Source organism: Enterobacter sp. Taxon_2, assembly GCF_058355295.1.
Genome location: NZ_CM178024.1, coordinates 2,374,888 through 2,401,571, shown reverse-complemented (window position 1 = coordinate 2,401,571; position 26,684 = coordinate 2,374,888). Strand labels below are relative to the sequence as shown.

The 26,684-nt window shown below is 56.8% G+C and carries 26 protein-coding genes; 8 read left to right on the top strand and 18 right to left on the bottom strand.

Going from position 1 to position 26,684, the window contains the following annotated elements; genetic code table 11:
- Positions 1 to 18 precede the first annotated feature (18 nt).
- Positions 19 to 924 (bottom strand): O-acetylserine/cysteine exporter, encoded by a 906-nt coding sequence (gene eamA / locus AC4IC4_RS11350; protein ID WP_048991149.1) that lies wholly within the window; start codon positions 922 to 924, stop codon positions 19 to 21.
- Between the two features lie 194 nt (positions 925 to 1,118).
- Between eamA and ydeE the strand changes: the two genes are divergently transcribed.
- The gene (ydeE, locus tag AC4IC4_RS11345) at positions 1,119 to 2,312 is read left to right on the top strand and encodes an efflux MFS transporter YdeE (RefSeq protein ID WP_024908445.1); all 1,194 of its coding nucleotides are present in this window, start codon (positions 1,119 to 1,121) and stop codon (positions 2,310 to 2,312) included.
- A gap of 46 nt (positions 2,313 to 2,358) precedes the next feature.
- On the opposite strand, the gene zinT is transcribed toward ydeE, so the two are convergent.
- The 8 genes from zinT to AC4IC4_RS11305 form a co-directional block, all read right to left on the bottom strand.
- Entirely contained in the window at positions 2,359 to 3,000 is a 642-nt protein-coding gene (zinT, locus tag AC4IC4_RS11340; RefSeq protein ID WP_491472813.1) for a metal-binding protein ZinT, read from the bottom strand.
- 52 nt (positions 3,001 to 3,052) lie between these two features.
- Positions 3,053 to 3,751: an urea ABC transporter ATP-binding subunit UrtE gene (urtE, locus tag AC4IC4_RS11335; RefSeq protein WP_024908443.1), complete on the bottom strand. Its 699-nt coding sequence runs from the start codon at positions 3,749 to 3,751 to the stop codon at positions 3,053 to 3,055.
- Positions 3,752 to 3,760: 9 nt separating this feature from the next.
- The gene (urtD, locus tag AC4IC4_RS11330) at positions 3,761 to 4,558 is read right to left on the bottom strand and encodes an urea ABC transporter ATP-binding protein UrtD (protein WP_133548944.1); all 798 of its coding nucleotides are present in this window, start codon (positions 4,556 to 4,558) and stop codon (positions 3,761 to 3,763) included.
- The gene (urtC, locus tag AC4IC4_RS11325) at positions 4,558 to 5,631 is read right to left on the bottom strand and encodes an urea ABC transporter permease subunit UrtC (RefSeq protein WP_491472783.1); all 1,074 of its coding nucleotides are present in this window, start codon (positions 5,629 to 5,631) and stop codon (positions 4,558 to 4,560) included. The genes urtD and urtC overlap by 1 nt, the downstream gene beginning before the upstream one ends.
- Positions 5,631 to 7,205 carry an urea ABC transporter permease subunit UrtB gene (urtB, locus tag AC4IC4_RS11320; RefSeq protein WP_024908440.1) on the bottom strand — a complete coding sequence of 525 codons (1,575 nt, stop codon included), beginning with the start codon at positions 7,203 to 7,205 and terminating at the stop codon, positions 5,631 to 5,633. The genes urtC and urtB overlap by 1 nt, the downstream gene beginning before the upstream one ends.
- 24 nt (positions 7,206 to 7,229) lie before the next feature.
- Positions 7,230 to 8,501 (bottom strand): urea ABC transporter substrate-binding protein, encoded by a 1,272-nt coding sequence (urtA, locus tag AC4IC4_RS11315; protein WP_491472782.1) that lies wholly within the window; start codon positions 8,499 to 8,501, stop codon positions 7,230 to 7,232.
- Positions 8,502 to 8,704: 203 nt separating this feature from the next.
- Complete coding sequence (locus tag AC4IC4_RS11310) at positions 8,705 to 9,808, bottom strand: cobalamin-independent methionine synthase II family protein (protein ID WP_024908438.1); 1,104 nt, start codon at positions 9,806 to 9,808, stop codon at positions 8,705 to 8,707.
- 156 nt (positions 9,809 to 9,964) lie between these two features.
- Positions 9,965 to 10,378, bottom strand: coding sequence for a rhodanese-like domain-containing protein (locus AC4IC4_RS11305; protein ID WP_024908437.1), 414 nt, complete (start codon positions 10,376 to 10,378; stop codon positions 9,965 to 9,967).
- 73 nt (positions 10,379 to 10,451) lie between these two features.
- On the opposite strand from AC4IC4_RS11305, the gene ftrA reads away from it, so the two are divergent.
- Together ftrA and AC4IC4_RS11295 are read left to right on the top strand one after the other, a co-directional pair.
- Entirely contained in the window at positions 10,452 to 11,459 is a 1,008-nt protein-coding gene (gene ftrA, locus AC4IC4_RS11300) for a transcriptional regulator FtrA (protein ID WP_024908436.1), read from the top strand.
- Between the two features lie 33 nt (positions 11,460 to 11,492).
- Positions 11,493 to 12,029, top strand: a complete 537-nt coding sequence (locus AC4IC4_RS11295) for a dihydrofolate reductase family protein (RefSeq protein ID WP_491472781.1) — start codon at positions 11,493 to 11,495, stop codon at positions 12,027 to 12,029.
- A gap of 161 nt (positions 12,030 to 12,190) precedes the next feature.
- Here AC4IC4_RS11295 and AC4IC4_RS11290 read toward each other — a convergent pair whose 3' ends face one another.
- A complete protein-coding gene (locus AC4IC4_RS11290) occupies positions 12,191 to 12,553 on the bottom strand; it encodes a hypothetical protein (RefSeq protein WP_032647170.1) in 363 nt (120 codons plus the stop codon).
- 242 nt (positions 12,554 to 12,795) lie between these two features.
- On the opposite strand from AC4IC4_RS11290, the gene AC4IC4_RS11285 reads away from it, so the two are divergent.
- Complete coding sequence (locus tag AC4IC4_RS11285; RefSeq protein ID WP_032640211.1) at positions 12,796 to 13,026, top strand: DUF2554 family protein; 231 nt, start codon at positions 12,796 to 12,798, stop codon at positions 13,024 to 13,026.
- Here AC4IC4_RS11285 and AC4IC4_RS11280 read toward each other — a convergent pair whose 3' ends face one another.
- Positions 13,027 to 14,991, bottom strand: coding sequence for a peptidase U32 family protein (locus tag AC4IC4_RS11280; protein WP_491472780.1), 1,965 nt, complete (start codon positions 14,989 to 14,991; stop codon positions 13,027 to 13,029).
- An 80-nt stretch (positions 14,992 to 15,071) separates the two neighbouring features.
- On the bottom strand, positions 15,072 to 15,599 hold the full coding sequence (locus tag AC4IC4_RS11275; protein ID WP_048991135.1) for a helix-turn-helix domain-containing protein: 528 nt from the start codon (positions 15,597 to 15,599) through the stop codon (positions 15,072 to 15,074).
- 92 nt (positions 15,600 to 15,691) lie between these two features.
- Here AC4IC4_RS11275 and AC4IC4_RS11270 point away from each other — a divergent pair, with 92 nt between their 5' ends.
- Positions 15,692 to 16,858: a benzoate/H(+) symporter BenE family transporter gene (locus AC4IC4_RS11270; RefSeq protein WP_491472779.1), complete on the top strand. Its 1,167-nt coding sequence runs from the start codon at positions 15,692 to 15,694 to the stop codon at positions 16,856 to 16,858.
- On the opposite strand, the gene AC4IC4_RS11265 is transcribed toward AC4IC4_RS11270, so the two are convergent.
- A complete protein-coding gene (locus AC4IC4_RS11265; protein ID WP_491472778.1) occupies positions 16,838 to 17,710 on the bottom strand; it encodes a helix-turn-helix transcriptional regulator in 873 nt (290 codons plus the stop codon). The two genes, AC4IC4_RS11270 and AC4IC4_RS11265, sit on opposite strands and share 21 nt — an antisense overlap.
- A 173-nt stretch (positions 17,711 to 17,883) precedes the next feature.
- On the opposite strand from AC4IC4_RS11265, the gene AC4IC4_RS11260 reads away from it, so the two are divergent.
- Positions 17,884 to 18,780, top strand: coding sequence for a DMT family transporter (locus tag AC4IC4_RS11260; RefSeq protein WP_032647160.1), 897 nt, complete (start codon positions 17,884 to 17,886; stop codon positions 18,778 to 18,780).
- Positions 18,781 to 18,814: 34 nt separating this feature from the next.
- Here the strand turns inward: AC4IC4_RS11260 and AC4IC4_RS11255 are convergent, their stop codons facing one another.
- The gene (locus tag AC4IC4_RS11255; RefSeq protein WP_045910520.1) at positions 18,815 to 19,489 is read right to left on the bottom strand and encodes a DUF3313 domain-containing protein; all 675 of its coding nucleotides are present in this window, start codon (positions 19,487 to 19,489) and stop codon (positions 18,815 to 18,817) included.
- A 135-nt stretch (positions 19,490 to 19,624) separates the two neighbouring features.
- Positions 19,625 to 21,220, bottom strand: a complete 1,596-nt coding sequence (locus AC4IC4_RS11250; protein ID WP_491472812.1) for an ABC transporter substrate-binding protein — start codon at positions 21,218 to 21,220, stop codon at positions 19,625 to 19,627.
- Positions 21,221 to 21,331: 111 nt separating this feature from the next.
- Between AC4IC4_RS11250 and pepT the strand changes: the two genes are divergently transcribed.
- Complete coding sequence (gene pepT, locus AC4IC4_RS11245; protein WP_491472777.1) at positions 21,332 to 22,561, top strand: peptidase T; 1,230 nt, start codon at positions 21,332 to 21,334, stop codon at positions 22,559 to 22,561.
- Here the strand turns inward: pepT and tehB are convergent.
- Complete coding sequence (tehB, locus tag AC4IC4_RS11240; protein WP_061715168.1) at positions 22,558 to 23,151, bottom strand: tellurite resistance methyltransferase TehB; 594 nt, start codon at positions 23,149 to 23,151, stop codon at positions 22,558 to 22,560. The two genes, pepT and tehB, sit on opposite strands and share 4 nt — an antisense overlap.
- A 134-nt stretch (positions 23,152 to 23,285) precedes the next feature.
- Here tehB and ydcK point away from each other — a divergent pair, with 134 nt between their 5' ends.
- Positions 23,286 to 24,266, top strand: a complete 981-nt coding sequence (gene ydcK / locus AC4IC4_RS11235) for a YdcK family protein (protein ID WP_491472776.1) — start codon at positions 23,286 to 23,288, stop codon at positions 24,264 to 24,266.
- Here ydcK and rimL read toward each other — a convergent pair.
- Together rimL and AC4IC4_RS11225 are read right to left on the bottom strand one after the other, a co-directional pair.
- Positions 24,261 to 24,800: a 50S ribosomal protein L7/L12-serine acetyltransferase gene (gene rimL, locus AC4IC4_RS11230; protein ID WP_491472775.1), complete on the bottom strand. Its 540-nt coding sequence runs from the start codon at positions 24,798 to 24,800 to the stop codon at positions 24,261 to 24,263. The genes ydcK and rimL overlap by 6 nt on opposite strands.
- A gap of 94 nt (positions 24,801 to 24,894) precedes the next feature.
- Positions 24,895 to 26,550 (bottom strand): glucan biosynthesis protein D, encoded by a 1,656-nt coding sequence (locus AC4IC4_RS11225; protein WP_126533895.1) that lies wholly within the window; start codon positions 26,548 to 26,550, stop codon positions 24,895 to 24,897.
- Positions 26,551 to 26,684: the final 134 nt, after the last annotated feature.

Here is a 26,684-nt window from a genome sequence, read left to right as displayed (position 1 = left end):
GCAGATGCGGGGCTTTTTTTATGCCTTTTCGCTTACCCGCGTCGTCCGACGAACCCGCAGACCAAACACGTTAATGTACAGCCCGGCCATGATCAGCACGGCGCCCAACAGCTGCAGCGCGCTTAGCGTTTCATCCAGCAATATCGCCGCACTGGCAAGTCCTACCACCGGCACCAGCAGGGATAACGGCGCGACGCGCCAGGTTTCATACCGTCCCAGCAGCGATCCCCAGATCCCGTAGCCCACAATGGTGGCGACAAAGGCCAGATAGACGAGAGACAGGATCGTGGTCATATCGATATCGACCAGACTGTTCAACATTACCGCCGGACCGTCCAGAATACTCGACGCCAGCAGAAACGGGATCACCGGGATCAGTGCGCTCCACACCACCAGCGACATCACCGCCGGGCGCGCCTCGTGCTGCATAATCAGCTTGTTGAAGATATTCCCGCAGGCCCAGCTCAGCCCCGCCGCCAGCGTCAACATAAACCCGAGCAGCGCCACATGCTGACCATTCAGGCTGGCCTCGATCAGCACCAGCACGCCGAACACCGCCAGGGTGATCCCCGCCAGCTGTTTGCCCTGCAGACGCTCGCCAAACACGAACGCCCCGAGAATAATGGTAAAGAACGCCTGCGCCTGTAACACCAGCGAGGCAAGACCCGCCGGCATGCCGAACTTGATGGCGCAGAAGAGAAACGCGAACTGGCCAAAGCTAATGGTCAGACCGTAGCCCAGCAGCAGTTTCAACGGGATCTTCGGGCGGGCGACAAAGAAGATGGCCGGAAAAGCGACCAGCATAAAACGTAAACCGGCCAGCATCAGCGGCGGCATGTTGTGCAGCCCCAGCTTAATGACCACAAAGTTGAGCCCCCATACTACGACCACCAGCAACGCCAGCAGCCCGTCTTTCCGCGTCATACCCAGCCCCTGAATTATTAATAATTTGTTAACACTTCAAGGTAACAGAAAAAAGTGCGCCGCGAGAAGATCATTATTTCTGGCAGGCAGCTGAAGCACTTAGGGATAAATCAGGTGCTATACAAGCCCCTTATGTCATGGTAATCCTGTTAACACACATCTAATAAAAGCATAAGCAACTGTCGGGCAGGAATATGAAACCATCTCTCAGGCGCTCAACCGCAGCGCTGCTGGCATCGTCATTGTTGTTAACCATTGGTCGAGGGGCAACGCTGCCGTTTATGACCATCTATCTCACGCGCGTCTACAGCATGAGCGTCGAGAATATTGGTTATGCCCTGACGATTGCGCTGACTATCGGCGTGGTGTTCAGCCTGGGGTTTGGCATTCTTGCCGATAAGTTTGATAAAAAACGCTACATGCTGATCGCCATCGTGGCCTTTATCGCCGGCTTTGTCGCGATCCCGCTGGTCGATAACGTCACGCTGGTGGTGCTGTTCTTTGCGCTGATCAACTGCGCCTATTCCGTCTTTTCGACGGTACTGAAGGCCTGGTTCTCCGACGTGCTCACCGCGAGCCAGAAAGCGCGCGTCTTCTCGCTGAACTACAGCTTCCTGAACATTGGCTGGACGATCGGACCGCCAATTGGCACCCTGCTGGTGATGTACAGCCTGCAACTGCCGTTCTGGCTGGCGGCCTTCTGCGCTGCCCTGCCGCTGGGCTTTATCCATTTCTTTGTGCAAAAAAGCGTGGCGCTGGATACTACCGAGGAGAAGACGCCCTGGCAGCCGTCGGTATTGCTGAAAGACCGCGCGCTGTTCTGGTACACGCTGTCTGGCCTGCTGGCCTCATACGTGGGCGGGTCGTTCGCGAGCTGTATTTCGCAATACGTTCTGGCCGCGCATGCGGACAGTGATTTCGCCGAAAAGGTGGTGGCCGTGGTGCTCCCGGTCAACGCCGCCGTGGTGGTGACGCTGCAATACGCGCTGGGCCGCAAAATCTCAGCCAGCAATATCCGCCCGCTGATGACCCTCGCCACCCTGTTTTTTATCGTGGGGCTGGGCGGCTTTATGCTCTCCGGAGAGAACCTGGTTTACTGGGGCATTGCTGCCGCCATCTTTACCCTGGGTGAGATTATCTATGCGCCGGGCGAATACATGCTGATCGACAACATTGCGCCACCGGGAATGAAGGCGAGCTATTTCTCCGCGCAGGCGCTGGGCTGGCTCGGCGCTGCGGCAAACCCGATGATCACCGGTATCATCCTGACCAACCTGCCGCACTGGTCCTTGTTTGTCATCATGATGGTCGCCATTGTTGTCGCATGGCTGATGATTTTGCGCGGGATGAGCGTGAAGGCGTGGTGCGAGTCGCCCAAAGCGGCGTAGCAAATGCAGGCCGGGTAAGGCGTAGCCGCCACCCGGCAATAAAGCATCAGTGGTGCAACATCTCCTCCACCACCTGCTCTTTATACATCTCGTTCGGGTAATAGGTCGGCCAGTTATCCATCTCTTTCAGCAGCGCCTCGTGGGAGGTATTGCCCATGAAAATATGGAAGTGCGAAGAGGCCTTCGGTCCGATGGTATGGTCGCTGAACTGCACGAACTTCGGCGCCTTGCTGCTGGCGTCCTTACACTCAAACAGATAGCGAACGCCTTTCTTACCTGACGCGTAGGTCAGAATTTTGTAGCCGCTGTAATCATAATGACAGCGGCTGACCGTTTTACCCTGATGGAACTCCATCACGTTATTTTCGATGCCGATGGCATCCACGTCCGTCGCATAACCCGTTCGGTAGTAGGCTTTCACCTCGTCAAAGGTTTTACTTTTGTCTTTCTGCGCTTTCTGTTTAAACACCGGATCGAGCGAACCATCAAGCAGGAACGGATAGACCGACTGCCAGGTCCCGTCCCAGTCAGACAGCGTTCTGTCCTTCACGTCTTTATCCTCAAACACACCGTTCGCCGCTTTCTGTTCCGCTTCAGCCATCTGATGGCCGTGCGAGTGAGCAAACAGCTGGCCGCTGACCAGCAGCGCCCCCAGAGTCATAGCAAATTTTCCAATATGTGCAGTCAACATAACACCCTCATTCCGTTTGATAAGAACGAGGATGTTATATTATAACATTTCAGATCGCAACCAGGCCGCGCACGCCCTCCTGCTCCATGTTCTCACCCCGTCCGCGCTGAATAATGGTGCCGCGCGACATGAGCAGATAGCTGTCTGCCAGCTCGGCGGCAAAGTCGTAAAATTGCTCAACCAGCAGGATCGCCATATCCCCCCGGTCAGCCAGGGTGCGGATCACCTGACCAATCTCTTTAATCACCGACGGCTGTATGCCTTCGGTCGGCTCATCCAGAATCAGCAGCTGCGGGCGGCTCGCCAGCGCGCGCCCAATCGCCAGCTGCTGCTGTTGCCCGCCGGAGAGATCGCCCCCGCGACGATGCTTCATCTCTTTAAGCACCGGGAACAGCTGCCAGATCTCTTCCGGCACCTGCTTCGCCTCACGGGCGGAAAATCGCGACAGCCCCAGCAGAAGGTTCTCTTCCACGGTCAGGCGCGAGAAAATCTCGCGCCCCTGCGGAACATACGCCACGCCAGTCTGCACCCGCTGATGCGGCCTGCTGTGGGTAATCTTTTTACCCTGCCAGATGACCTCCCCGGTTTTCGCCGGGATCAGCCCCATCAGACACTTCAGCAGCGTGGTTTTCCCCACGCCGTTGCGACCCAGCAGGCAGGTGACTTCGCCAGTGTTAGCCTCAAAGCTCACGCCGCGCAGGATATGGCTGCCGCCGTAATACTGATTCAGTTCGTTGACCTGTAACATTCCCTCTCCTTAACGTCCCAGATAGACCTCAATCACCTGCTCGTTGGCCTGAACTTCGCGAAGCGACCCTTCCGCCAGCACCCGCCCCTGATGCAGCACCGTCACATGGTCGGCGATGGTTTCAACAAAGCCCATATCGTGCTCCACCACCATCAGGGAGTGCTTGCCCGCCAGCGTTTTGAACAGCTCGGCGGTATATTCCGTTTCCGCGTCGGTCATCCCGGCGGCGGGTTCATCCAACAGCAGCAGATGCGGGTCCTGCACCAGCAGCATGCCGATCTCCAGAAACTGCTTTTGCCCGTGGGAAAGCAGCCCGGCGCGGCGGTCGCGCTCGCTGCTAAGGCGCAGCAAAACCAGCATCTCATCGATCCGGTCGCGCTGTTCACCGTTGAGCGTTGCCCGCAGGCTCGCCCAGACGGACTTATCGGTTTTCATGGCGATCTCCAGGTTTTCCCACACCGTCAGCGCTTCAAAAACGGTGGGTTTCTGGAATTTACGCCCGATCCCCTGGCGGGCAATGGCCGCAGGCTCCAGCGCGGTCAGATCGATGGACTGATCGTAAATCGCCCTGCCGCTCTTTGGACGCGTTTTGCCGGTGATGACGTCCATCAGCGTGGTTTTACCGGCTCCGTTGGGGCCAATCACGCAGCGCAGCTCACCCACGCCGATATTCAGCGAGAGATCGGTCAGGGCCTGAAAGCCATCAAAATTGACGTTAATGGCCTCAAGCTGAAGCACAGGGTCGGTCTGCTCGCGGTAACGATCGCCGGGCAACTGGCGGGTAAATAACCCTTCGGCTGGCTGCATTATTTATCTCCCTTTCGAAACAGACCATAGACGCCGCGCGGTAAAAACAGCGTGACGGCGATAAAAATCAACCCCAGAAACAGCTGCCAGTATTCCGGCATCGCGACGGTGAAGAAACTTTTCGCCCCGTTCACCAGCGCCGCGCCAATCACCGGTCCCACCAGCGTGCCACGCCCGCCCAGCGCCACCCAGATGGCCGCTTCTATTGAGTTCGTTGGTGACATTTCACCGGGGTTGATAATGCCCACCTGCGGCACGTACAGCGCCCCCGCCAGACCGCACAGCACGGCAGAGAGCGTCCATACCAGCAGCTTGAAGCCGCGCGGATCGTAGCCGCAAAACATCAGCCGATTTTCGGCATCACGAACCGCGGTCAGGATGCGGCCAAACTTGCTCTTCGACAGTGCAAATCCGGTGCCTAACGCCAGGATCAGCAACAGCACGGTGGCCAGAAACAGCGCGATACGGGTAGTCGTTTCCGTTACTGAAAACCCGAGCAGCGTGGTGAAGCCGGTAAAGCCGTTATTGCCGCCAAAGCCGGTTTCGTTGCGAAAGAACAGCAGCATCCCGGCATAGGTCAGCGCCTGGGTCATAATCGAGAAGTAGACCCCTTTGATCTTCGAGCTGAAGGCAAACCAGCCAAATACCAGCGCCAGCAGCCCCGGCACCAGCACAATCAGTACCAGCGCCCAGGCAAAATGCTGGGTGCCCCACCAGAACCACGGCAGTTCGCTCCAGGAGAGGAACGACATAAACGCGGGCAGACCGTCGCCCGCGGCCTGGCGCATCAGGTACATCCCCATCGCGTAGCCGCCCAGCGCGAAGAAGATCCCGTGCCCAAGCGACAGCATCCCGGCATAGCCCCACACCAGATCCAGCGCCACCGCAACGATGGCGTAGCAGAGGATCTTGCCAATCAGCGTCAGCATCCAGGTCGACAACGCTAGCGGATGCGTCGCAGGCAGTAAGGCGAAAAACGGCAATATCAGCAGACACACCACCAGCAGGCTGCCTGCAAGTTGCGTTGTGCGTGGCGCTTTGCGCGCCAGCGTTAAGGTCAGCGGCTGGCTCATCAGTCAATTACCCTCCCTTTCAGCGCAAACAGCCCCTGGGGGCGTTTCTGAATAAACAGCACGATCGCCACCAGAATCACGATCTTGCCCAGCACCGCCCCCATCTGCGGTTCAAGGATTTTATTAAAGATCCCCAGACCAAACGCCGCGGCCACGCTGCCTGCCAGCTGGCCTACGCCTCCAAGCACCACCACAAGGAAGGAGTCGATGATATAGCCCTGTCCCAGCTCCGGCCCGACGTTACCCAGCTGCGATAGCGCCACGCCGCCTAACCCCGCAATCCCTGAGCCAAGCCCGAACGCCAGCATATCGACGCGCCCTGTTGGTACCCCGCAGCAGGCGGCCATGCTGCGGTTTTGCGTCACCGCCCGCACGTTGAGCCCCAGACGGGTTTTATTCAGAATGAGCCAGGTGAAGAACAGCACCAGCAGCACGAAGCCCAGCACCACAATGCGGTTCCACGGCAGCGTCAGGTTGGCAAAAACCTGCACCCCGCCGGAGAGCCATGCCGGGTTCGCCACCTCGAGGTTCTGGGCGCCAAAGGTCATGCGCACCAACTGGATAAGCATCAGGCTGATGCCCCACGTCGCCAGCAGCGTTTCCAGCGGACGACCGTACAAATGACGAATCACGGTGCGCTCCAGCACCATTCCAATGCCCGCCGTCAGGCAGAACGCGACCGGCAGCGCGATAACGGGATAGAGCGCCAGCCACTGGGGCGCAAGCCCGGCCATCGCCTGCTGCACCATCCACGTGGCATACGCGCCCAGCATCAGCATTTCGCCGTGCGCCATATTGATGACCCCCAGCAGGCCGTAGGTGATGGCAAGCCCCAGCGCCGCCAGCAGCAGCACCGACCCCAGAGAAAGCCCCATAAACGCCTGGCCCAGCAGATCGCCCCACATCAGCCGATGCTGGATCTGGCTAAGACTCTCCTGCGCGGCAGCGCGAACCCCGGCATCCGGCTCTGTCTGTGCCTGGGTAAACGGGGTAAGTCTGGACTCCACGTCCGGATCGTCAGACTGCCCTAATAATTCAACAGCCTTGCGGCGCACCTCGGCCAGCGGGCTGGCTAGCTGGAGATTTGCCACCGCCAGCAGCAGCGCCTGACGCGCCACCGCGTCCGTTTCTTCGTTTACCCGCTTTTCCAGAAAAGCGAGCATCCCGGGCTGGGCATCCCGCTGAAGCTGACGTGCCGCCGATCGCCTTTCGGTGACGCTGTCACTCACCAGCTGATGCGTCGCGATGGCCGTGGCGGCCAGTACGCGCAGCCGGTTGGTCAGACGAACGGCTTTAGTTGGCCCTTCGGCCGCCTTTGCGTCACCGAGCGAGATCATTTGACCATTGCGCTGAGCAAAGGCGTGCTTTTGGGTGTCGGTATACAAATTTTCCTTTTGCAGCGCCTGCAGCAGCGGCAGCCTAACCGCGTCCGGCGCGGCAGCCCACTGCGTCAACAAATCCGCCTGCTGGCTGCGGCTGGCGGCAACAAAACGATCGGCATCCGATGCCTGCACCATCCCTGGCAGCAGTCCGGAAAGCCATACAAGAGCAATGAACAGGCGCATGGCGTTCATGACGTTTCTCCCTGCGGTGATGGCTTAGTTGCTGGCGGTTTTCATCGGCTGGTCGGGCTTTTTGTCATTCCCGGCGATGAACGGGCTCCACGGCTGGGCGCGTACCGGCTGTTCCGTCTGCCACACCACGTTGAACTGACCGTTGCCTTCGATTTCACCGATCATGACCGGCTTATGCAGATGGTGGTTGGTGGCATCCATGGTGAGCGTAAAGCCTGACGGCGCCTGAAAGGACTGACCGGCCATCGCCGCACGCACTTTATCCACGTCGGTAGTGCCCGCTTTTTCCACCGCCTGCGCCCACATATGAATCCCCACGTAAGTCGCTTCCATCGGGTCGTTGGTCACCACGGTGTCGGCGTTCGGCAGCTTATGCGCTTTGGCATAGGCTTTGTAATCCGCCACGAAGGCCTGGTTTGTCGGATTATCCACGGATTCAAAGTAGTTCCATGCCGCCAGGTTCCCCACCAGCGGTTTGGTGTCGATCCCGCGCAGCTCTTCTTCACCCACGGAGAACGCCACCACCGGCACGTCCGTCGCCTTCAGTCCCTGGTTAGCCAGCTCTTTGTAGAATGGCACGTTGGAATCGCCGTTGATGGTCGACACCACGGCGGTTTTGCCGCCCGCTGAGAATTTTTTGATATTGGCGACGATGGTCTGGTAGTCGCTATGGCCAAACGGGGTGTAAACCTCTTCGATGTCCTTATCCTCCACCCCTTTCGAATGCAGGAACGCGCGCAGGATCTTGTTGGTGGTGCGCGGATAGACGTAATCGGTTCCCAGCAGGAAGAAGCGTTTCGCCGCGCCGCCGTCTTCGCTCATCAGGTATTCCACCGCCGGGATCGCCTGCTGGTTCGGCGCCGCGCCGGTATAGAAGACGTTTGGCGACATCTCTTCGCCTTCATACTGCACCGGATAGAACAGCAGGCCGTTCAGCTCCTCAAAGACCGGCAGTACGGATTTGCGCGAAACAGACGTCCAGCAGCCGAATACCACAGCCACTTTATCCTGACTCAACAGCTGGCGCGCTTTCTCGGCAAACAGCGGCCAGTTTGAGGCCGGGTCCACCACCACCGGCTCCAGTTTCTTACCCAGCACGCCGCCTTTGGCGTTGATTTCATCAATCGTCATCAGGGCGACATCCTTCAGCGGAGTCTCGGAGATGGCCATCGTGCCGGAAAGAGAATGCATGATCCCCACTTTGATGGTATCGGCCGCCTGCGCGCCAAAACTCATGCCCATCGCCACGGCGGACGCGGATAACGCAAAGGCTTTTAATAAGGTACGACGCTGCATATTTTCACTCCTGAAAAAGAACGCTGTGCGAAAACGTCCGTTACGGCGTGGACGCGGAAATAAAAGTGTCAGCGAAGCAGGAGCAAAAAGGATGCCAGAATGGAGATAGCGCTATTTCTGGGAGGGGAACGCCGGATGTAAAGAGAACGTCTCAGAATGGCACAGCGCTGCACTTTTATAATGCAGCGCTGAGGAGGACGATTTTACCAGACTTCGCTGGCGATCTGCGTGACCAGACGGACTTTGTCCCACTGCTGGGTTTCGCTCAGGCTGTTACCCTCTTCGGTAGAGGCAAAGCCGCACTGCGGGCTGAGGCAGATCTGCTCTTTCGCCACGTATTTCGCCGCCTCTTCCAGACGAGCTTTAATTCCCTCCGGGTTTTCCAGCTCGCCGTTTTTCGTGGTAATCAGACCCAGCACCACCTGCTGCTTGCCCGGTCGAACAAAGCGTAATGGCGCGAAATCCCCGCTGCGGTCGTTATCATATTCAAGGAAGAACGCGTCAACGTTGACCGTCCCGAACAGCACTTCCGCCACCGGCTCATAGCCGCCTTCGGAGATCCAGGTGGAACGGAAGTTACCGCGACAGACGTGCAGCCCGATGGTCAGATCGTCCGGCTTGCCTTCCAGCGCCTTGTTCAGAACGCGGGCATAGATGCGCGCCAGCTCATCGGCATCATCGCCGCGCTCGCGGATTTGACGGCGCTGATCGTCCGAACAGAGATAGGCCCAGACGGTGTCATCCAGCTGCAGATAACGGCAGCCCGCGTCATAGAAAGCGCGGATGGCATCACGCCACGTGGTGGCCAGATCGTCGAAATAGACGTTCAGGTCCGGATACACTGTCGCATCAATGTCTTTGCGACCGCCGCGGAAATGCAGCACGCTCGGGCTGGGAATGGTCATTTTCGGTTGTGCGTTCCCGCTGATGCTTTTCAGATAGCGAAAGTCTTCCAGCATCGGATGCTCGCCAAAGCCCAGCTTGCCGGTGACGCGCACGCCGTGGGCTTTGGTTTGCACCCCGTTAAACTGGATGCCCTGCTGCGAATCGTAACGTTCAACGCCCTGCAGTCCGTCGAAGAAGTCGAAGTGCCACCAGGCACGACGAAACTCGCCGTCGGTGACCACGTGCAGGCCGCACGCACACTGCTGCTCAACGACATGGCGAATGGCCTCATCCTCTACCGCGCGAAGCTGTCCGGCATCGATTTCGCCGCTGGCGAACTTCAGGCGCGCCTGTTTGATGGCATCCGGGCGTAAAAAACTGCCGACTACATCGGCGCGGTACGGGGCGTGGTGTCGTTGCATGGAAATCTCCTCAGTCTGCCGACGGTAATTGCCAGCAGTGATAATTCATCATTTGAAGTTTTAGACTTCTGGATGTCTAAATGTCCAAAAACAATGTCATACCTCACCGGCGTCGGCAAACGAGAAAATTTCACGGGCATTGAAAAAAATTCATCTTCACAGCGCGGCGGCGGTTTCGCTGCTGGCAAAGGCGAACTTTTCATCTTCCCAGCCGGTGATCCCCCCGAGCATGATTTTGACCGGCAGCCCGAGGCGCGCCAGCTTGAGCGCGGCTCTGTCCGCGCCGTTACAGTGCGGCCCTGCGCAGTAGACAACGAACAGCGTGCCTTCAGGCCATTGAGCCATGCGCTCAGCGGTAATCTGGCTCCGCGGCAGATGCAATGCGCCAGGTACGTGACGACGGGCAAACTGCTCCGGGCTCCCCACCACATGCAGCAAAACAAAGTCCTGCTCATTATTGGCGATGGCATGATGCACATCGGCACAGTCGGTTTCGACGCTCAGGCGACGCAGAAAATGGGTAACAGCTTCCTGCGGCTCGGCAGCCGGAAATTCAGTAACATAGCTCATGATCCTTCCTCATCTTTGGCGTTTGTGTTAACACTACTCTATCCACAAATTCAGCCCGTGAATGCGCTCGCTTATGCCAGAAAACAGCAAAAAGATGACAAACTTAAGACAACTTGCCCGCCCGAAGGTGGTCGTGCTGGCGTATGACGGTCTGTGTACCTTTGAGTTTGGGGTGGCGGTGGAAATCTTCGGCCTGCCTCGCCCCGAGCTGGGCGACGAATGGTATCGTTTTGCCGTGGCGGGCGTGGACAGCGGTGAACTTCGGGCGACGGGCGGGATCCGCATCATTACCGATGGCGATATCTCCCTGCTTGAGTCCGCCGATCTGATTGTGGTTCCGGGCTGGCGGGGCCTGGACTCACCGGTTCCGGATGCGCTCTGCGGCGCATTGCGTCAGGCCAGTGTGCGCGGGTGTCAGCTACTCTCCATCTGCTCGGGTGTGTTTGTCCTGGCCGCTACGGGGCTGTTGAATGGACGTAAAGCCACGACTCACTGGCGCTACATTGATACGCTAAAAGCCCGTTACCCTGACATCGACGTGGTTGAGGATGTGCTCTACCAGGATGAGGGCGATATACTGACCTCCGCGGGCAGCGCGGCGGGGATCGATCTCTGCCTGCACGTTGTGCGTCGGGATTATGGCATGGAAACCGCCAACAGCGTGGCGCGTCGGCTGGTCATTCCCCCTCACAGGGATGGATCTCAGCCGCAGCAGCTGAGCCGCCCGGTGGCGCAGCTGCGGGAGAGTCAACGTCTCGGCCAGCTGTTTGATTTTCTGCACACGCATCTTATCGAAGCGCATAGCGTCGACTCGCTGGCGCGTCGGGTCGGAATGAGCCAGCGCACCTTTCTTCGCCGCTTCGAGGCGGCAACGGGAACGACGCCCGCACGCTGGTTGATCAATGAGCGCCTGCTGCGGGCGAAAGATTATCTGGAAAGCAGCCGGTTAAGCATCGACAGCATCGCTGAACAGACCGGGTTTGGTCAGGCATCGACATTGCGTCATCATTTTCGCCAGCAGTTCGCGCTCTCCCCGGCTCAGTATCGCAAACAATTTTCACGTACTGGTACCGCCCGCTGAGGCGTTAGTTTTATGGTTAATACGGAGCACCTGATGGTCACCACACACGTTTTCATCGCGGTCAGTCTTGATGGCTACATCGCCCGACAGAATGACGATATCGAGTGGCTGCTGCAGCGCGATGACCCGACTGAGGATCATGGCTATGCGGCGTTCATCGCGGACAAAGAGTGGATCGTGATGGGCCGGGGGAGCTACGAGAAGGTGCTGACTTTTGACACATGGCCGTATGATCGGCCCGTGCTGGTGCTTTCCCGACAGCTGGCCGATACGTCCGTGCCCGACGCGCTGAGGGGCAAAGTACAGTTTTCCGGCCGCACGCCAAAGGAGGTGCTCGACGATCTGGCGATGCAGAACGTCCATCGCGTCTATCTCGATGGTGGAAAGGTGATCCAGTCGTTCCTGCGCGAAGGACTGGTAGCGGATATGGTGATCACGAACGTTCCTGTTCTGCTCGGATCGGGAAAATCGCTGTTCGGCGCCCTGCCCGGAGATATCGATTTGACGCTGGTATCAAGCCGCAGCTTCCCTTCTGGCCTGGTGCAGTCACACTATCGACTGAAGCCATAAAACCACGGTAAACACTGAGCAAAAAAAACCGCCAAAAATGGCGGTAAATGCTTGCATGGATAGATTTGTATTTTGGTCTCTACGTCCCGACACTCCATGGCCGGGCTGCGGATCCCTTACAACCTAACACCTTTCATCTTAACGAACCCTAAACAGCGCTATTAACTTGCCTGGGTATTGATTTGCAAATAACGCATCAGACCCTGTTCAGCACTCTGTTTTGCGTCATCATTAATGGCTTCGAGATAAAATGATCGCGAGACACCATAAGGTGCTTTTTCAGACGGATACACCGCAAACTGGAATGTTTTCCCTCTCGTCCGATTAGTGCAATCTAATTCCCAACGCTGATCGTTAACTTTGGTGCTATTACAGACCACGCGCCCGTAATCGCTGGTTAAATATGAACCTACGCGAGTTTCTGCGGATTGAATATATTCAGGTGCATCATTACCAACATAATGAGCCCCCGCAGCGGCTCCTACTGCAACCACCAGAAGCGCAAGCGCCATTATTTTTTTCATTTAAGCAGACCCATTCCTTAGCCAGAGGTTGACTATTATATAGGATTTATCCTTAATGCAACTGTCCAATTGTGTACTAAAAATGGCGGTTTACAAATCGCAACAGATTTTTAGGAAATATCTTAGGTTGATTTTTGAACCACACTCTTTGACATTCTCTTTGCGCTAATTTGAACTTTTGAATAATAACACTAAAAAATAATCGGCATGATTATTCCGCAATATCATTCAACGGTGAATCCATGATCAAAAAAGGGTTATCTCTTATCATGCTGATCTGCGCGCTGTTTTCAGGCCAGCTTATGGCCGGGCACAAAGGACATGAATATTTATGGGTAAAGAACGTGGCGCATCAGCTTCGTCATGAAGCCGACAGCGATGAGTTGCGAAGCGCTGCGGAAGAGTCGGCGGAGGGTTTGCGCGAACACCACCTGTGGCAGAAATCGCGCAAACCGGACACGCACGTCAGGTAATTAACTGCCCTTGCGTTTTGGCAGGGTTTTCATCAGGTCGTCCGGACTGACGGATGCCACAATACTGCCGGGCTGCGGCATTTTGAAGATGTGGTTTTTCATCTTGCCAATCACATGCATTTCGCAAGGACGGCAGTCGAACTTAAGGGTCAGAACTTCGTCACCGTTTACCAGCTGCATTGGGGTGGCCTTCCAGCTCTTAATGTTCCCTTTCGCCTGCTTAGGACACAGGTTAAACGCAAAGCGGAGGCAATGCTTGGTGATCATCACCGGCACATCGCCCTTCTCTTCATGCGCTTCATAGGCCGCGTCGATCAGCTGCACGCCGTGGCGATGATAGAATTCACGTGCTTTATGGTTGTAAACGTTGGCGAGGAAGGACAAATGGGTGTCCGGGTATACTGGCGCAGGGACGGCTTCGGCTTTACGGCTACCGCGCGGATACTGCGCCAGGCGCGCGGCATCCAGCATCTCTGCCGTTTCGCGGCGGAACTGGTTCAGCAGGCTGTTCGGCACGAACAGCGCGTCCGGCAGATTCACGTCGATAGCGCGCGCGTAGTAAATCGTCTGGCCCAGCTTCGCCACGCCATCCTTCAGGCTGTTAAGCGCTTTTTCCGCGTTGTTTGCCACCTCGAAAAGACCATCGAGCGTATGCGTCACGCTGATGCCATCTTCACAGGTCATGGTCAGGATCAGCTGCTCTTCCCAGCCGCCCAGCTCAATATCCACGGCGATACGTCGTTCGCTGGAGGTTTTCAGCAGCGCCTGCTGCCAGTTATGATCGAGGTTACGGTTAAGCGCCGCGTTCGGTCGCGCCTTGTAGAGATCGGCCGGCATTTCATTCGGCCATACGCGGTAGCGGTTCTCGCCGGTTTTCTCGACCGTATTCGCACGGAAGCCCACGACTTCGCGCTTAATCATCACGTTAAGACCATCGCCGTTCGCCAGCGGCTCCGTCACTGCAACATCAAGGTGATCTTTCGCCACTTTCAGCACTTCGCCGACCGGTAAACCGATAAACTTCGGTGAGTCAAACGCACCGATATCCCCTTTACGGGCATTCACGAAATAGTCCGTGCTGCCGCGGTGGAACGTTTTGTCCGTCGACGGAATAAAGAAATGCTCGGTGCGGCCGGCCGACGCGCGCGCCAGGTCACCGCGATCCTCAATAATGGCGTCCAGCATCTGGCGATAGTGCGCGGTGATGTTCTTCACGTAGCTCATATCTTTATAGCGTCCTTCAATCTTGAAGGAACGCACGCCCGCGTCGATCAGCGCGCCCAGGTTGGCAGTCTGATCGTTATCCTTCATGGAGAGCAGGTGTTTTTCGAACGCCACGACGCGGCCCTGATCGTCTTTCAGGGTATACGGCAGACGGCAGGCTTGAGAGCAGTCACCGCGGTTGGCGCTGCGGCCAGTCTGGGCGTGGGAAATATTGCACTGACCGGAATAGGCCACGCACAGCGCGCCGTGGATAAAGAACTCGATCGTCGCGTCTGTCGCCTGATGAATATCGCGGATCTGATTCAGGTTCAGCTCGCGCGCGAGGACGATCTGTGAAAAGCCGACGTCGGAGAGAAATTTCGCCTTCTCGACCGTACGGATATCACACTGGGTACTGGCATGCAGCTCAATGGGGGGAATATCCAGCTCGAGCAGGCCCATGTCCTGAACAATCAGGGCATCCACCCCGGACTGGTAGAGATCGGTAATCAGACGTTGCGCAGGCTCCAGCTCATCATCATGAAGAATGGTGTTCAGGGTCACGAACACTTTCGCCCCGAAACGGTGGGCGAACGGCACCAGTTCAGCAATATCGCTCAGGCTGTTGCTGGCGTTATGGCGGGCACCAAAGCCAGGGCCGCCAATGTAGACGGCGTCAGCGCCATGAAGGATCGCTTCACGGGCTATGGCGGCGTCGCGGGCCGGGCTTAAAAGTTCAAGATGATGGGATTGCAGGCGCATACTTCGTCGTTATCCGTTATGGTCAAAATGGCGGCTATTGTAGTCAGAAGTATGCGTCAGCGAAACAGTTTTGCGTAGCCTCAGCGGGGATAATGAATCAGGGAGTGAAAATGCACCGTCCGGTCGCTGCTGTTGCGGTAGGCGTGCGGTTTATCGCCGGCAAAACGGACGCCCGAATCGGCAGAAATCGTCTGCCACTTGCCGTCAAGCTTCATCTCCAGCTCGCCGCTGACCACCACCACATGTTCAATCACTCCGGCCTCATGCGGCGTGGATTCACTCAGCGCGCCGGGTGCCAGGGTAATGGAGAAATAATCAAACCTGAGCGTCTCGTCCCACGGAAAGAGCGGCTTGACGACCATCGCCTGCTGCTGGGGGTCAAATACCGCCTGCTGGTCCGCCTCCGGCGTGATGAAGGCGGAAAACGGAACGTTCAGTCCCGTGGCAATTTTCCACAGCGTCGACACCGTCGGGCTGGATTCATTGCGCTCGATTTGCCCGAGCATGGCCTTTGACACGCCGGTCTCGTCTGCGAGCTTCGACAAACTCCAGCCGCGCGCCTGGCGCAGCGTTTTCAATGTGGTTGCAAGATGTCGTGTGATGTCCATGTTCCCTCCTGGTGACGACCAGCATACCACTTGTACGCTATAGCGCACAGTGCTACCTTATCCCGGACGCTATAACGCACAACGGAGTTTTCATGCGCCCTTCCTCTCACCTTGTTCCAGTCGCACTGGCTGGATTTGTCGCCGTGCTGGTCGGTTACGCCAGCTCGGCCGCCATCATCTGGCAGGCTGCCGCTGCGGCAGGCGCCAGCGCACAGCAGATTGCGGGCTGGATGACCGCGCTGGGAATTGGGATGGGCGTCAGCACGCTGGCGCTTTCCTGGTGGTACAAGGCGCCAGTCCTGACCGCCTGGTCGACGCCCGGCGCGGCGCTGCTGGCCACCAGCCTGCACGGCGTCACGCTGGCGGAAACCATCGGCGTGTTCATCTTTGCGAACGCGCTTATTTTGATCTGCGGCATTACCGGGCTCTTCGCCCTCCTGATGAAGCTGATCCCCCATTCGCTTGCTGCCGCTATGCTGGCGGGAGTATTGCTGCAGTTTGGCCTGCACGCGTTTGCGCATCTCGAAGGGCACTTTCTGCTGTGCGGCAGCATGATTGCGGCGTGGCTGATCGCAAAAGCGCTGGCGCCGCGCTATGCCATCGTCGTTACGCTGCTGGTCGGCGGTATTGTGGCCTGGGCGGGAGGTGACGTTGTCACCGATAGGCTCACGCTTTCTCTGGTGATGCCTGAGTTTATTGCGCCCGCCTTCACCTTCACAAGCCTGGTGAGTATTGGCGTGCCCTTCTTCCTGGTGACCATGGCCTCGCAAAATGCGCCGGGTTTCGCCACGATGAAGGCCTCCGGTTACCCGCTGGCGGTCTCACCGCTCATCATCGTCACGGGTGGACTGGCGCTGCTGTTTTCTCCGTTTGGCGTCTTTTCTATCTGCATTGCGGCCATTACTGCCGCTATTTGTCAAAGCCCGGATGCGCACCCGGATGCCGATAAACGCTGGCTGGCGGCCATCGCTGCCGGAGGGTTTTATCTGCTGGCGGGGATTTTCGGCGGCTCTATTACCGGGCTGATGGCCGCGTTGCCGCTTAGCTGGATCCAGACGCTCGCCGGTCTGGCGCTGCTGGGCACCATCAGCGGGAGTTTATATCAGGCATTAAGCCACGAAGCGGAGCGCGATGCGGCCATCGTTACATTCCTGATGACCGCGAGCGGCGTCACGATCCTGGGCATCGGTTCGGCATTCTGGGGGCTGGTCTTGGGCGGGGTGTGCTACGCCCTGTTTTCACGCGCTCGCCGCGCGTAGCTGCGAAGGCGTCATGCCCGTTGCGCTGCGAAAGCGGTTGCTGAAGTGGCTGGCGGAGTTAAACCCGCAGGTAAGTGCGATCTCCGTCAGCGGCGTCGAGGTGTGCTGGACGAGGGCTTTCGCTTTATCCATTCGCCTCTGCATCACGTACTGATGCGGCGCCAGCCCCGTCGACTGGCGGAACATGCGTGCAAAATGGTATTCGCTGAGGGCAGCCTGCGCCGCCAGTTCGGCCAGTGTCAGGGGCTGCCCGAGATTCTCTTCGATAAAGGCGAGGACGTTGCGCAGCACAAACGGCGACAACCCTCCCGTGACAACCGGCAGCTTCCACTGCACGTTTGAGTAGTTTTGCAGCAGATGGGTCAGCAGCAGCGTGGAGGCCGTGCTCAGAGTGAGCTGGTTGGCGTGCTGCTGCCAGTCGCAGCCCAGTAAAAACTGGCGATACAGCGTGGTAATCTTCGGGTCGCTACCAAAAATGCGCTCGTCCAGGGTCAGCGATAGCGGGCGCTTGTCCCAGATTTTCTCCCCCACGTCGCGCAGGTGTTCATCGGTGCAGTAGAGATGCACAAACGACAGGTCATCACGGATATCCCACGTCGATTCGCTCTCTTTGGGCATCAGGCAGAAACGGTCCGGCCCCCCACCGTTCTTCCAGCCGCCCGGCGTTTTTTGATAGCTTTCGTAGCCGTCCGCCACGTACAGGCTGAGGGTATGATGGTTGCTTTTTACCGTTATGGTATCGTGCTTGTTGTACCACGCTGCCAGCTGAATACCCGAATTCAGCGAGACGGTTTCCCGCAGGACCGCATTCTGTTGGCAAAGCGTTTCAAAGGTATCGTAAGCGTGAGACATAACCGTTAGCGCGTGATTGATCGGAATCTCAGTCTAAGAAGAGTTGTCTCCTGTTGCCAGTCCCCGTGGAAGAAAAAAGCGCAAGATTTTGCAAGTCACCCGCAAGCCGGTGAAAGCCCGTTACGCATCTCAGCGCCATACTGCGTGCTTTCGGGGTTTGAGAAGAGAAAAATATGAACGCATTACTCTATGGACTGGTGGTGGTCATCTGGGGAACCACATGGATTGCCATTTTTCTGCAGCAGGGTCCCGTGGCGGCGCCCGTCTCTATTTTCTGGCGTTTCGCCGTCGCCAGCCTCACGATGATGATGGTGTTAATCGCCCTGCGCCGCCTGCGCACGCTGGCGCTGCGGGATCACCTATATTGCATACTCCAGGGATGCTGCGTTTTCTGCTTTAACTTCTGGTGTTTTTACACCGCAGCCTCGCACATTAACACCGGGCTGGAATCGGTGATCTTCTCTATGGCCGTGCTCTATAACGCCATTAACAGCTTTATTTTCTTCGGGCAGCGCCCGCCCGCGCGTTTCTGGACGGCGGCGGCACTGGGGCTGGTTGGGATCATCACCCTCTTCTGGGACGATCTGCTGGCCAGCGGCTGGAGCGCGTCACTCCTGACCGGGATTGGGCTTTCCGCACTCGGTACCTACGGCTTCTCGCTGGGCAATATGATCAGCATGCGCCATCAGCGCAGAGGACTGGAAACCATGACCACCAACGCCTGGGCGATGCTCTATGGCACGCTGGTGATGGGCTGCATTGCCCTGTTCAGAGGCGATAGCTTTGTGCCGGAATGGACGGTGAGCTATCTCGGTGCGCTGGTGTATCTGGCTCTGTTTGGCTCGGTGATTGCTTTTGGTGCCTACTTCACGCTGGTGGGACGCATTGGTCCAGGCAAAGCGGCCTATAGCACGCTGCTCTTCCCGCTGGTGGCGCTCTCCATCTCCACGGTGTATGAAGGGTACGTCTGGCATATCAACGGTATCGTGGGGTTAGTGCTGATTCTGGGAGGAAATATGGTGATGTTTACCAAACCGGAAACCTGGTTCAGGCGCTTACGGATGGCATAAATAAAAAGGCCTGCATTACGCAGGCCGTTTTATTTTATTTTGCGGTCTTTTTCACATCAAACATGGTGGCATCCGTCGCCATGTCATCAACAACCTGCTTCAGCGTTGCAAAGGTCATTGGTGTGCTTTCGTTATTCAGCTCTTTACCTTCGCCTTTACGTACCACCTTCATGACCGGTTTATTGGTGGCCGCATCGATCAACTCGCCTTCAAAGAAGAGATGCGTATCCATGGTGCGGTGTCCGGTTGCCATCTGCGTCCCGGCAACCACCAGCGCAACAGGCACCACTTCATAGAACTGCAGCCCCTCTTTCTGCGAACTCACCCCGGTAATCGCGCCGCGGAAAATCAGGCTATGTTTACCCGGCGTGGTCACAACCGGCTTACGCGTACCAATCGCCGTTTTCATTTTGTTATTGGTGTAGTTCAACAGCTCATCAAGCGTTTTTTGACCAATTTGCGTGGTAGGTTTTGGCGTTGGATAATAGGTAATCGGTGTCCAGAGAATACTGTCGTAGTTAGCTTCATTATAAGAAGGGTCGACCCAACGCAGCGTTGGTTTACCCGTCGCAGACGTTGTCTGCTGCAAGCCTGAGTAGTCTTTTAAAAAGCCGGAGTATTGTTCTGGAGCGGCGACTTTTGAAGAACAGCCGGCCAACGCCAACAGACCAGTAAGCACTGCAACTTTAAAAAAAGTTTGAGTACGCATGATAGTTTTCCATGTTATCTGCAAGTATGCATTTGAAGTTATAGCAAAAGACTGGCGGGTTTGTTGTGACAAAAAATGATGCGGTGAGCACAAATTGCAAAAAGACTGCCCGGAGGCTCGCCGGGCAGTGAAAAATTACTGATTTATATCCAGTTGCCAGAACAGATGTTTGCCAAACGGATCGATTTCATAGCCCGTCACCTCCTTGCGCACCGGTTCGAAAATGGTTGAATGCGCAATCATCACCGCGGGCATCTGGTCATGCATCATCTGCTGAGCCTCTTTATACAGAGCCACGCGTTTATCGCGATCGGTCGTTGATTTTGCTTCCGCAATAATTTTATCAAAGGGTTTATAGCACCATTTCGCCGAATTTGAGCCGCCGTTTGCCGAGGTACAGGTAAACAGCGGACCAAAGAAGTTATCGGGATCGCCCGTTGCGGTCGTCCAGCCCATCAGCGCGGCCTGATGTTCGCCGCCCTTCACGCGCTTAAGGTATTCACCCCATTCGTAGGTGACGATTTTGGTCTGTACGCCAATTTTCGCCCAGTCGGCCTGAATCATCTCCGCCATGCGTTTCGCATTCGGATTGTACGGACGCTGCACAGGCATCGCCCACAGGTCGACGCTCACGCCACTGGCAAAACCGGCCTCTTTCAGCAGCGCTTTCGCCTTTTCAGGATCGTAGTCGTAATCCTTAAGCGCGCTGTCGGCGCTCCAGACGCCCGGCGGCAGCAGATTCTTCGCCACGGTGCCGGTACCGTGGAACACCGCATCAATAATCGCCGGTTTGTTGATGGCCATCGCCAGCGCCTGACGGACCTTCACGTTATCCAGCGGCGGCTTCTGCGTGTTGAACGCCAGGAAGCCGGTATTTAGCCCCGCCTTACTCATCAGATTGATGTCTTTGTTGGCCTTCATGCGCGGCAGATCGGCCGGGTTCGGGAACGGCATCACCTGACATTCGTTCTTCTCAATTTTGGCAAAACGCACGGAGGCATCCGGGGTGATGCTGAACACCAGCCTGTCCAGCTTCGATTTCCCCTGCCAGTAGTCGGCAAACGCAGTGAACAGGATCCGGGAGTCCTTCTGATACTGCGCCAGCTTAAACGGCCCGGTGCCGATGGGCTCCATATCCACCTTCTCCGGCGTGCCCGCTTTCAGCATCGCGTCGGCATACTCCGCTGAAAGGATTGAGGCAAAATACCAGGCCAGATCGGCGACAAACGGCGCTTCCGGGTGAGCCAGGGTAAAGCGCACGGTATGGTCATCGACTTTATCAATGGCGGTAATCAGGCTACCAAACTCCAGGCTTTCGAAGTTGGAGTAGCTGCCGTTAGAGACGTTGTGGTAAGGATGATTCACGTCTTTTTGCCGCATAAACGAGAAAATCACGTCGTCGGCGTTAAAGTCGCGAGTCGGCGTAAAGGATTTATTGCTCTGGAACTTCACGCCTTTACGCAGATGGAAGGTATAAACCTTGCCGTCGTCGCTCACCTCCCAGCGCTCCGCCAGGCTCGGCACCAGCTCCGTGGTACCGGGTTTGAAATCAACCAGACGGTTATAGACCGGCACGGCGCTGGCGTCCACGCTGGTTCCCGAGGTGTATAATTGAGGATTAAAGTTTTCCGGCGATCCTTCGGAACAATACACCAGCGTTTTCGCGGCAACGGCGGAACTGACCGTGAGTACAGCGAGTGCCAGCGCTATAGTTGTGAGTTTGCTTTTCATCATTTATTCCTGTCTTTTTAATTCGACGGCTAATTAATTCTTTTGCCATTTCATAAATAACATTAAAGTGATGTGGCAAACACCTGAAAAATAAATAAGGAATAAATCACTATGGGCTCGCCGCTTTCCAGACAATTAACGCACCGTTTTTTCCGCTATCTCGCGATCACCAGCCAGAGCGACCCTAAAGTCAAAACCCTGCCCTCAACGCCGGGCCAGCACGACATGGCGCGGGAGCTGGCGCAGGAGCTGGCACAGCTGGGGTTAGACGATATTGTGATTGATGAATTCGCCACGGTAACGGCGGTAAAAAAAGGTAACGTGCCCGGTGCGCCGCGCATCGGCTTTATTACCCATATTGATACCGTCGACGTGGGACTGTCACCGGATATTCATCCACAAATATTAACCTTTACCGGTGAAGATCTCTGTCTGAATAAAGAGAAAGACATCTGGCTGCGGGTTAAAGAGCATCCGGAAATTCTGGCTTATCCAAATGAGGAGATTATTTTCAGCGACGGTACCAGCGTATTGGGCGCCGATAATAAATCGGCGGTCACGGTGGTCATGACGGTGCTGGAAAACCTGACGGCGGAACATCAGCATGGGGATATCGTCGTGGCGTTTGTGCCTGACGAAGAGATCGGCCTGAACGGCGCCAAGGCGCTCGATCTAAAGCGCTTCGACGTCGACTTTGCCTGGACCATCGACTGCTGCGAGCTGGGGGAAATTGTCTACGAGAATTTTAATGCGGCAGCCGCGGAGATCCGTTTTACCGGCGTGACGGCGCACCCGATGTCCGCCAAAGGCGTGCTGGTGAATCCCCTGCTGATGGCGACTGACTACATCAACCATTTTGACCGCCAGCAAACGCCGGAGTGTACCGAAGGGCGTGAAGGATATATCTGGTTTAACGGCATTCAGGCCGGACAGAACGAGGCCGTGCTTAAGGCCAATATCCGCGACTTTGACAAGGACAGCTTTGCCGCCCGCAAGCAGCAGATTGCCGACGTGGCCGCGCTGATTGCCGCCCAACATCCAACAGCCAGAGTGGACTATCGCATTGAAGATACCTACAGCAATATCAGCAATGCGATTGGCGAAGACCGGCGCGCCATCGATCTGATGTTCGAGGCAATGGAATCGCTCGGCATTACGCCGAAACCGACGCCGATGCGCGGCGGCACCGACGGCGCGGCGCTCTCGGCTAAAGGGCTACTCACCCCGAACTTCTTCACCGGGGCGCATAATTTCCACTCGAAGTTTGAATTCCTGCCGCTGTCGTCGTTCGAGGCGTCTTACAAGACTGCGCTGCAGATCTGCCTGCTGGCCGCCCGTTAAGCGGGCTTGCGCGCCAGCATTGTGGCAAAGCGCAGCTTGATGCGGTTGCCGTTTTCATCGGTACGGTGCAGTTCGCCAACGTCTTCGTTGTATTTGAGCAACTCCCAGCCTTCGTAGTAGTTGCTCAGCTCACCGCTTTTAAACGCAAACGGGAAGCCGACGGTGCACGGGTAATCCGCCGTATCCATGGCGGCAACGATCAGGTTGTAACCCCCCGGCGTCGTGCAGCGCTGCATGTTGGCAATAAGGCCCGGGATGGTTTTTGACTCCAGGAACATCAGCACCACGGTGGAGAGAATGAAATCGTACTCGCCGTCAAAGCTCAGGTTGTTCAGATCCTTAATCGCGGTATGCAGATTAGCGATCCCTTCTTCCGCTTTGATGCGCTCGATATTGTCGATGCTCATCGGGTTCTTGTCCCACGCGGTCACATCGTACCCGTTGGCCGCAAGGTACAGGCTGTTACGGCCGTTGCCGCAGCCCAGATCGAGCGTTTTACCGGGCTTCACAATCTCCGCGCTGTACAGCACCTCTGAATGGGTACGGGTTAAGCCATATTTCTCTGTGAAGTAATTCTCATCGACGGTCATTGTTTTTCCTGCGTTCGCATAAAGTTAAAGTGCATTTTACATGCCATTTTAAGGCGTTTACCGTCTGGTTGCCAGCCGTTCTAAAACCGAAAAATTTGCTACGTTTAGTGAAGACGCATACCAGAGATCAAACGATGAAAAAATACAGGCTCAGCGATGAAACCCGCCTCTGGCAATGGAAAAACGGCGAAACCACCCACTCTGCGACGTTGCGGCAGATCGTCGCGACGGCGGACTTTAACGACGTGACGGCCGGCACAAAAGGCGGCTGGATTGACGATGAGCGCGCCCTCGCGCAGGACGGCGACTGCTGGATCTACGACGAAAACAGCGTGGTGTTCGCGGGGGCAACCGTGTCCGGCAACGCGCGCCTTACCCTTCCATGCATCATTAGCCATGACGCGCATATCGGCGACAGCTGCTGGCTGGACGGCGCGGAGGTCAGCCACGGGGCGCGTATAAGTGACAACGTCACCATTCAGCAGTCCTGCGTACGCGGCGAGTGTCATATCTACGGCGAAGCGCGCGTGCTGCATCACAGCGTGGTGATTGCTGCCAAAGGGTTAACGCCGGACCATGAACAGATCCTACAAATCTACGATAAGGCGACGGTCAGCCAGTCGCGCATTGTGCATCAGGCGCAAATCTACGGTGAGGCAATGGTTAATTTTGCCTTTGTTGAGCACCGGGCCGAAGTCTTCGACAACGCGATCCTCGAGGGTAACGACCTGAATAACGTCTGGGTGTGCGACTGCGCAAAGGTCTATGGTAACGCCCGCGTGATTGCCGGTTTTGACGACGATGCCATTCCGACGGTGCGCTACAGCTCGCAGATTGCGGAGAATGCCGTGGTGGAAGGAAACTGCATCATCAAGCACCACGTCCTGATTGGTGGTCAGGCGTGGCTGCGCGGCGGGCCGATCATGCTGGATGACAAAGTGGTGATCCAGGGACGCGCGCGCATCAGCGGTGATGTGCTTATCGAGCATCGGGTCGAAATCACCGATAACGCGGTCATTGAAGCCTTTGCCGGCGAGAGCATTCACCTGCGCGGCGAAAAAGTAATTAACGGCGACCAGCGCATCACCCGCACGCCGCTGCTGGGCGCGTTATAGGGTACAGATCCTGCCGTAGATATTCACATCGTCAAAGCGGCCATTCAGGTATTCCGCTTCCCGCAGGCACCCTTCCAGCGTAAAACCGTTACGCACGGCAACGCTGTTGCTGTGCTGATTCGCCACCCGACACTTGATCACAAAACGGCGGATCTCACCGCGTTCGACGTAGTAGCGCATAAATGCCTGCAGAGACCGGGAGAGAATGCCCTGCCCCTGGTGGGCTTCATCCAGCCAGTAGCCGATGTAGCCAGTTTTGTTGGTCGGTTCAATCGTGTTAAACGACAGCACGCCAACCAGCGCACCATCCTTGAAGATCATAAACATTTTGGCGTAGCCGCGCTGGTGCAGCATCTGGTTACTCTGCACGTTACGGCGGGTATCCTCTTCGCTGCCCACGTGCTGCGCCCAGTCAAAGGCGGTTTGCAGGAAGGTTTTGTTTTTGATGACGAGATTGTGCAGGTCGGTGGCGTAATGTTCTTCGACGGAACGCAGTTCGATGTGTTGTGAAACGGGAATGATTTCTGAAGACATGGTGCCTCTCAATTGCCGGGTGGCGCTAGCGCTTACCCGGCCTACAGTATCGAAACACAGGCCGGGTAAGCGTTAGCGCCACCCGGCACAAGGGTTAACGCATTACCCTGTCATCAACATACTGACGTTTATCCGGCGCTGGCGGGAAATACTGGTACAGCCAGGTTTCGCTGATGGCGTCGCCCTGGCAGCGCAGGAACAGGCGCATATCCACCGGCTCCGTCGAATCCGACGTTGGGTACCAGTCAAACAGAATGCGGTAGCCGTCAAACGGCTCAACGTAGAGGATCTCCACCTGCTTGGCTTCACCGCTGGAGAGCGTGATCACCGGCTCGATGCCTTTTGGCGCAGCGGCCTTCAGGTCGCCGCCGACAAAATCAATCGCAAAGCGACGGGCCCACACTTTCGGGTAGTTTTCGCCCGGTGCCCAGCCTTCCGGGAAGCCGCCCATGCCGGTACGGGTGGCATAGACGTTGGCCAGCGGGGAACGCACCGGCGGCATCGCGCTCCAGTAAAGGCGATATTTGAAGTCCAGCTCATCGCCCGCTTTGACAGCTTTTTCCGGCTGCCAGAAGCAGACCACGTTATCCAGCGTTTCACCGGTGGTCGGGATCTCCATCAGGCCAACCGCGCCTTTACCCCAGTCGTTACGCGGTTCAACCCACAGGCTCGGGCGTTTGTTATACCAGCCCATCACGTCCTGATAGTGCGAGAAATCGCGATCGAGCTGCAGCAGGCCGAACCCTTTCGGGTTTTTGTCCATATAGGCATTGAACTGCAGCTTCTGCGGGTTGTTCAGCGGACGACAGATCCACTCCCCGTTGCCGCGCCACATTGCCAGGCGGTCGGAGTCATGGATTTGCGGATGAATGGTGTCGCACATGCGGCGTTCGTTATTGCCGCAGCTGAACATGCTGGTCATCGGTGCGATGCCGAGCTGCTTGATGTCCTTACGCGCATAGAGATGGTTTTCCACCTCCATGATCACCTGGCTCTTCTCGCAGTGGATCACAAACTTATAGGCGCCGGTAATGCTCGGACTGTCGAGCAGCGTATAGACGGTAAAGGTTGTGTCGCCGGGTTTGACGGTTTCAAACCAGAAGGAGGTAAAGTCCGGGAACTCTTCCGGCGTGTCGGTAAAGGTATCTACCGCCAGACCGCGGGCAGAAAGGCCGTACTGGTAAGTGTCATCCACTGCGCGGAAATAGCTCGCGCCCAGGAAAGAGACGATATCGCGACGCGCCAGTTCAGGGGCCTTAAAGGCGCGGAAGCCCGCAAAGCCGAGATCGCTTTGCCCTTCCAGCTGTTTGGTATCCACACCCGTTTCGCCGTAGCTGAACAGCTCCGGGCGGAAGTGGATCTCGCGCGCCATAGCGGTGGACTGGTCCAGCGAGAACATCCGCACGCGGCGACGGAACCCCATCCCCATATGGAAGAACTGCACGTCCAGCTGACGCCCTTCAATGTTGTTCCACAGTGACTGTTTTTCATCGTAGCGGATAGCGTTGTACGCCTGCGGCGTCATCGTCGCCAGCGTCTCCGGCAGCGGACGCGGCGCGCCACCCCACGGGGTTTTCGCCAGGTCATGCGCCATGGATTGCAGTACGGAGAAGTCAAAACGACGGCTCTGGCCGTCAGCAATGTCAGAGTCGGCAGCATATGCCGCTTTGGAAAACAGGGAAGCAAGGCCGGATGTGCCGCTCAGGGCTGCCACTGCCAGCGAGCCTTTTAGAAAACGTCTGCGATTCATGCCTGGAAAAACGTCCTTATGGTCGTGTGAATGTGTTCCGCGCTCGGCGAAATGACGGCAAGAAAGAACGCACAGCCTAAACAAAAATGGTTAAGAATCCAATTGTTGGCCGGTGATTATCTGAACAAAGTGAG

Bases quoted from the DNA above. Each gene is read 5' to 3' on its own strand.
- eamA (WP_048991149.1), bottom strand. From the start codon at position 924: ATGACGCGGAAAGACGGGCTGCTGGCGTTGCTGGTGGTCGTAGTATGG.
- ydeE (WP_024908445.1), top strand. From the start codon at position 1,119: ATGAAACCATCTCTCAGGCGCTCAACCGCAGCGCTGCTGGCATCGTCA.
- urtE (WP_024908443.1), bottom strand. From the start codon at position 3,751: ATGTTACAGGTCAACGAACTGAATCAGTATTACGGCGGCAGCCATATC.
- urtD (WP_133548944.1), bottom strand. From the start codon at position 4,558: ATGCAGCCAGCCGAAGGGTTATTTACCCGCCAGTTGCCCGGCGATCGT.
- urtC (WP_491472783.1), bottom strand. From the start codon at position 5,631: ATGAGCCAGCCGCTGACCTTAACGCTGGCGCGCAAAGCGCCACGCACA.
- urtB (WP_024908440.1), bottom strand. From the start codon at position 7,205: ATGAACGCCATGCGCCTGTTCATTGCTCTTGTATGGCTTTCCGGACTG.
- urtA (WP_491472782.1), bottom strand. From the start codon at position 8,501: ATGCAGCGTCGTACCTTATTAAAAGCCTTTGCGTTATCCGCGTCCGCC.
- AC4IC4_RS11310 (WP_024908438.1), bottom strand. From the start codon at position 9,808: ATGCAACGACACCACGCCCCGTACCGCGCCGATGTAGTCGGCAGTTTT.
- AC4IC4_RS11305 (WP_024908437.1), bottom strand. From the start codon at position 10,378: ATGAGCTATGTTACTGAATTTCCGGCTGCCGAGCCGCAGGAAGCTGTT.
- ftrA (WP_024908436.1), top strand. From the start codon at position 10,452: ATGCCAGAAAACAGCAAAAAGATGACAAACTTAAGACAACTTGCCCGC.
- AC4IC4_RS11295 (WP_491472781.1), top strand. From the start codon at position 11,493: ATGGTCACCACACACGTTTTCATCGCGGTCAGTCTTGATGGCTACATC.
- AC4IC4_RS11290 (WP_032647170.1), bottom strand. From the start codon at position 12,553: ATGAAAAAAATAATGGCGCTTGCGCTTCTGGTGGTTGCAGTAGGAGCC.
- AC4IC4_RS11285 (WP_032640211.1), top strand. From the start codon at position 12,796: ATGATCAAAAAAGGGTTATCTCTTATCATGCTGATCTGCGCGCTGTTT.
- AC4IC4_RS11280 (WP_491472780.1), bottom strand. From the start codon at position 14,991: ATGCGCCTGCAATCCCATCATCTTGAACTTTTAAGCCCGGCCCGCGAC.
- AC4IC4_RS11275 (WP_048991135.1), bottom strand. From the start codon at position 15,599: ATGGACATCACACGACATCTTGCAACCACATTGAAAACGCTGCGCCAG.
- AC4IC4_RS11270 (WP_491472779.1), top strand. From the start codon at position 15,692: ATGCGCCCTTCCTCTCACCTTGTTCCAGTCGCACTGGCTGGATTTGTC.
- AC4IC4_RS11265 (WP_491472778.1), bottom strand. From the start codon at position 17,710: ATGTCTCACGCTTACGATACCTTTGAAACGCTTTGCCAACAGAATGCG.
- AC4IC4_RS11260 (WP_032647160.1), top strand. From the start codon at position 17,884: ATGAACGCATTACTCTATGGACTGGTGGTGGTCATCTGGGGAACCACA.
- AC4IC4_RS11255 (WP_045910520.1), bottom strand. From the start codon at position 19,489: ATGCGTACTCAAACTTTTTTTAAAGTTGCAGTGCTTACTGGTCTGTTG.
- AC4IC4_RS11250 (WP_491472812.1), bottom strand. From the start codon at position 21,220: ATGAAAAGCAAACTCACAACTATAGCGCTGGCACTCGCTGTACTCACG.
- pepT (WP_491472777.1), top strand. From the start codon at position 21,332: ATGGGCTCGCCGCTTTCCAGACAATTAACGCACCGTTTTTTCCGCTAT.
- tehB (WP_061715168.1), bottom strand. From the start codon at position 23,151: ATGACCGTCGATGAGAATTACTTCACAGAGAAATATGGCTTAACCCGT.
- ydcK (WP_491472776.1), top strand. From the start codon at position 23,286: ATGAAAAAATACAGGCTCAGCGATGAAACCCGCCTCTGGCAATGGAAA.
- rimL (WP_491472775.1), bottom strand. From the start codon at position 24,800: ATGTCTTCAGAAATCATTCCCGTTTCACAACACATCGAACTGCGTTCC.
- AC4IC4_RS11225 (WP_126533895.1), bottom strand. From the start codon at position 26,550: ATGAATCGCAGACGTTTTCTAAAAGGCTCGCTGGCAGTGGCAGCCCTG.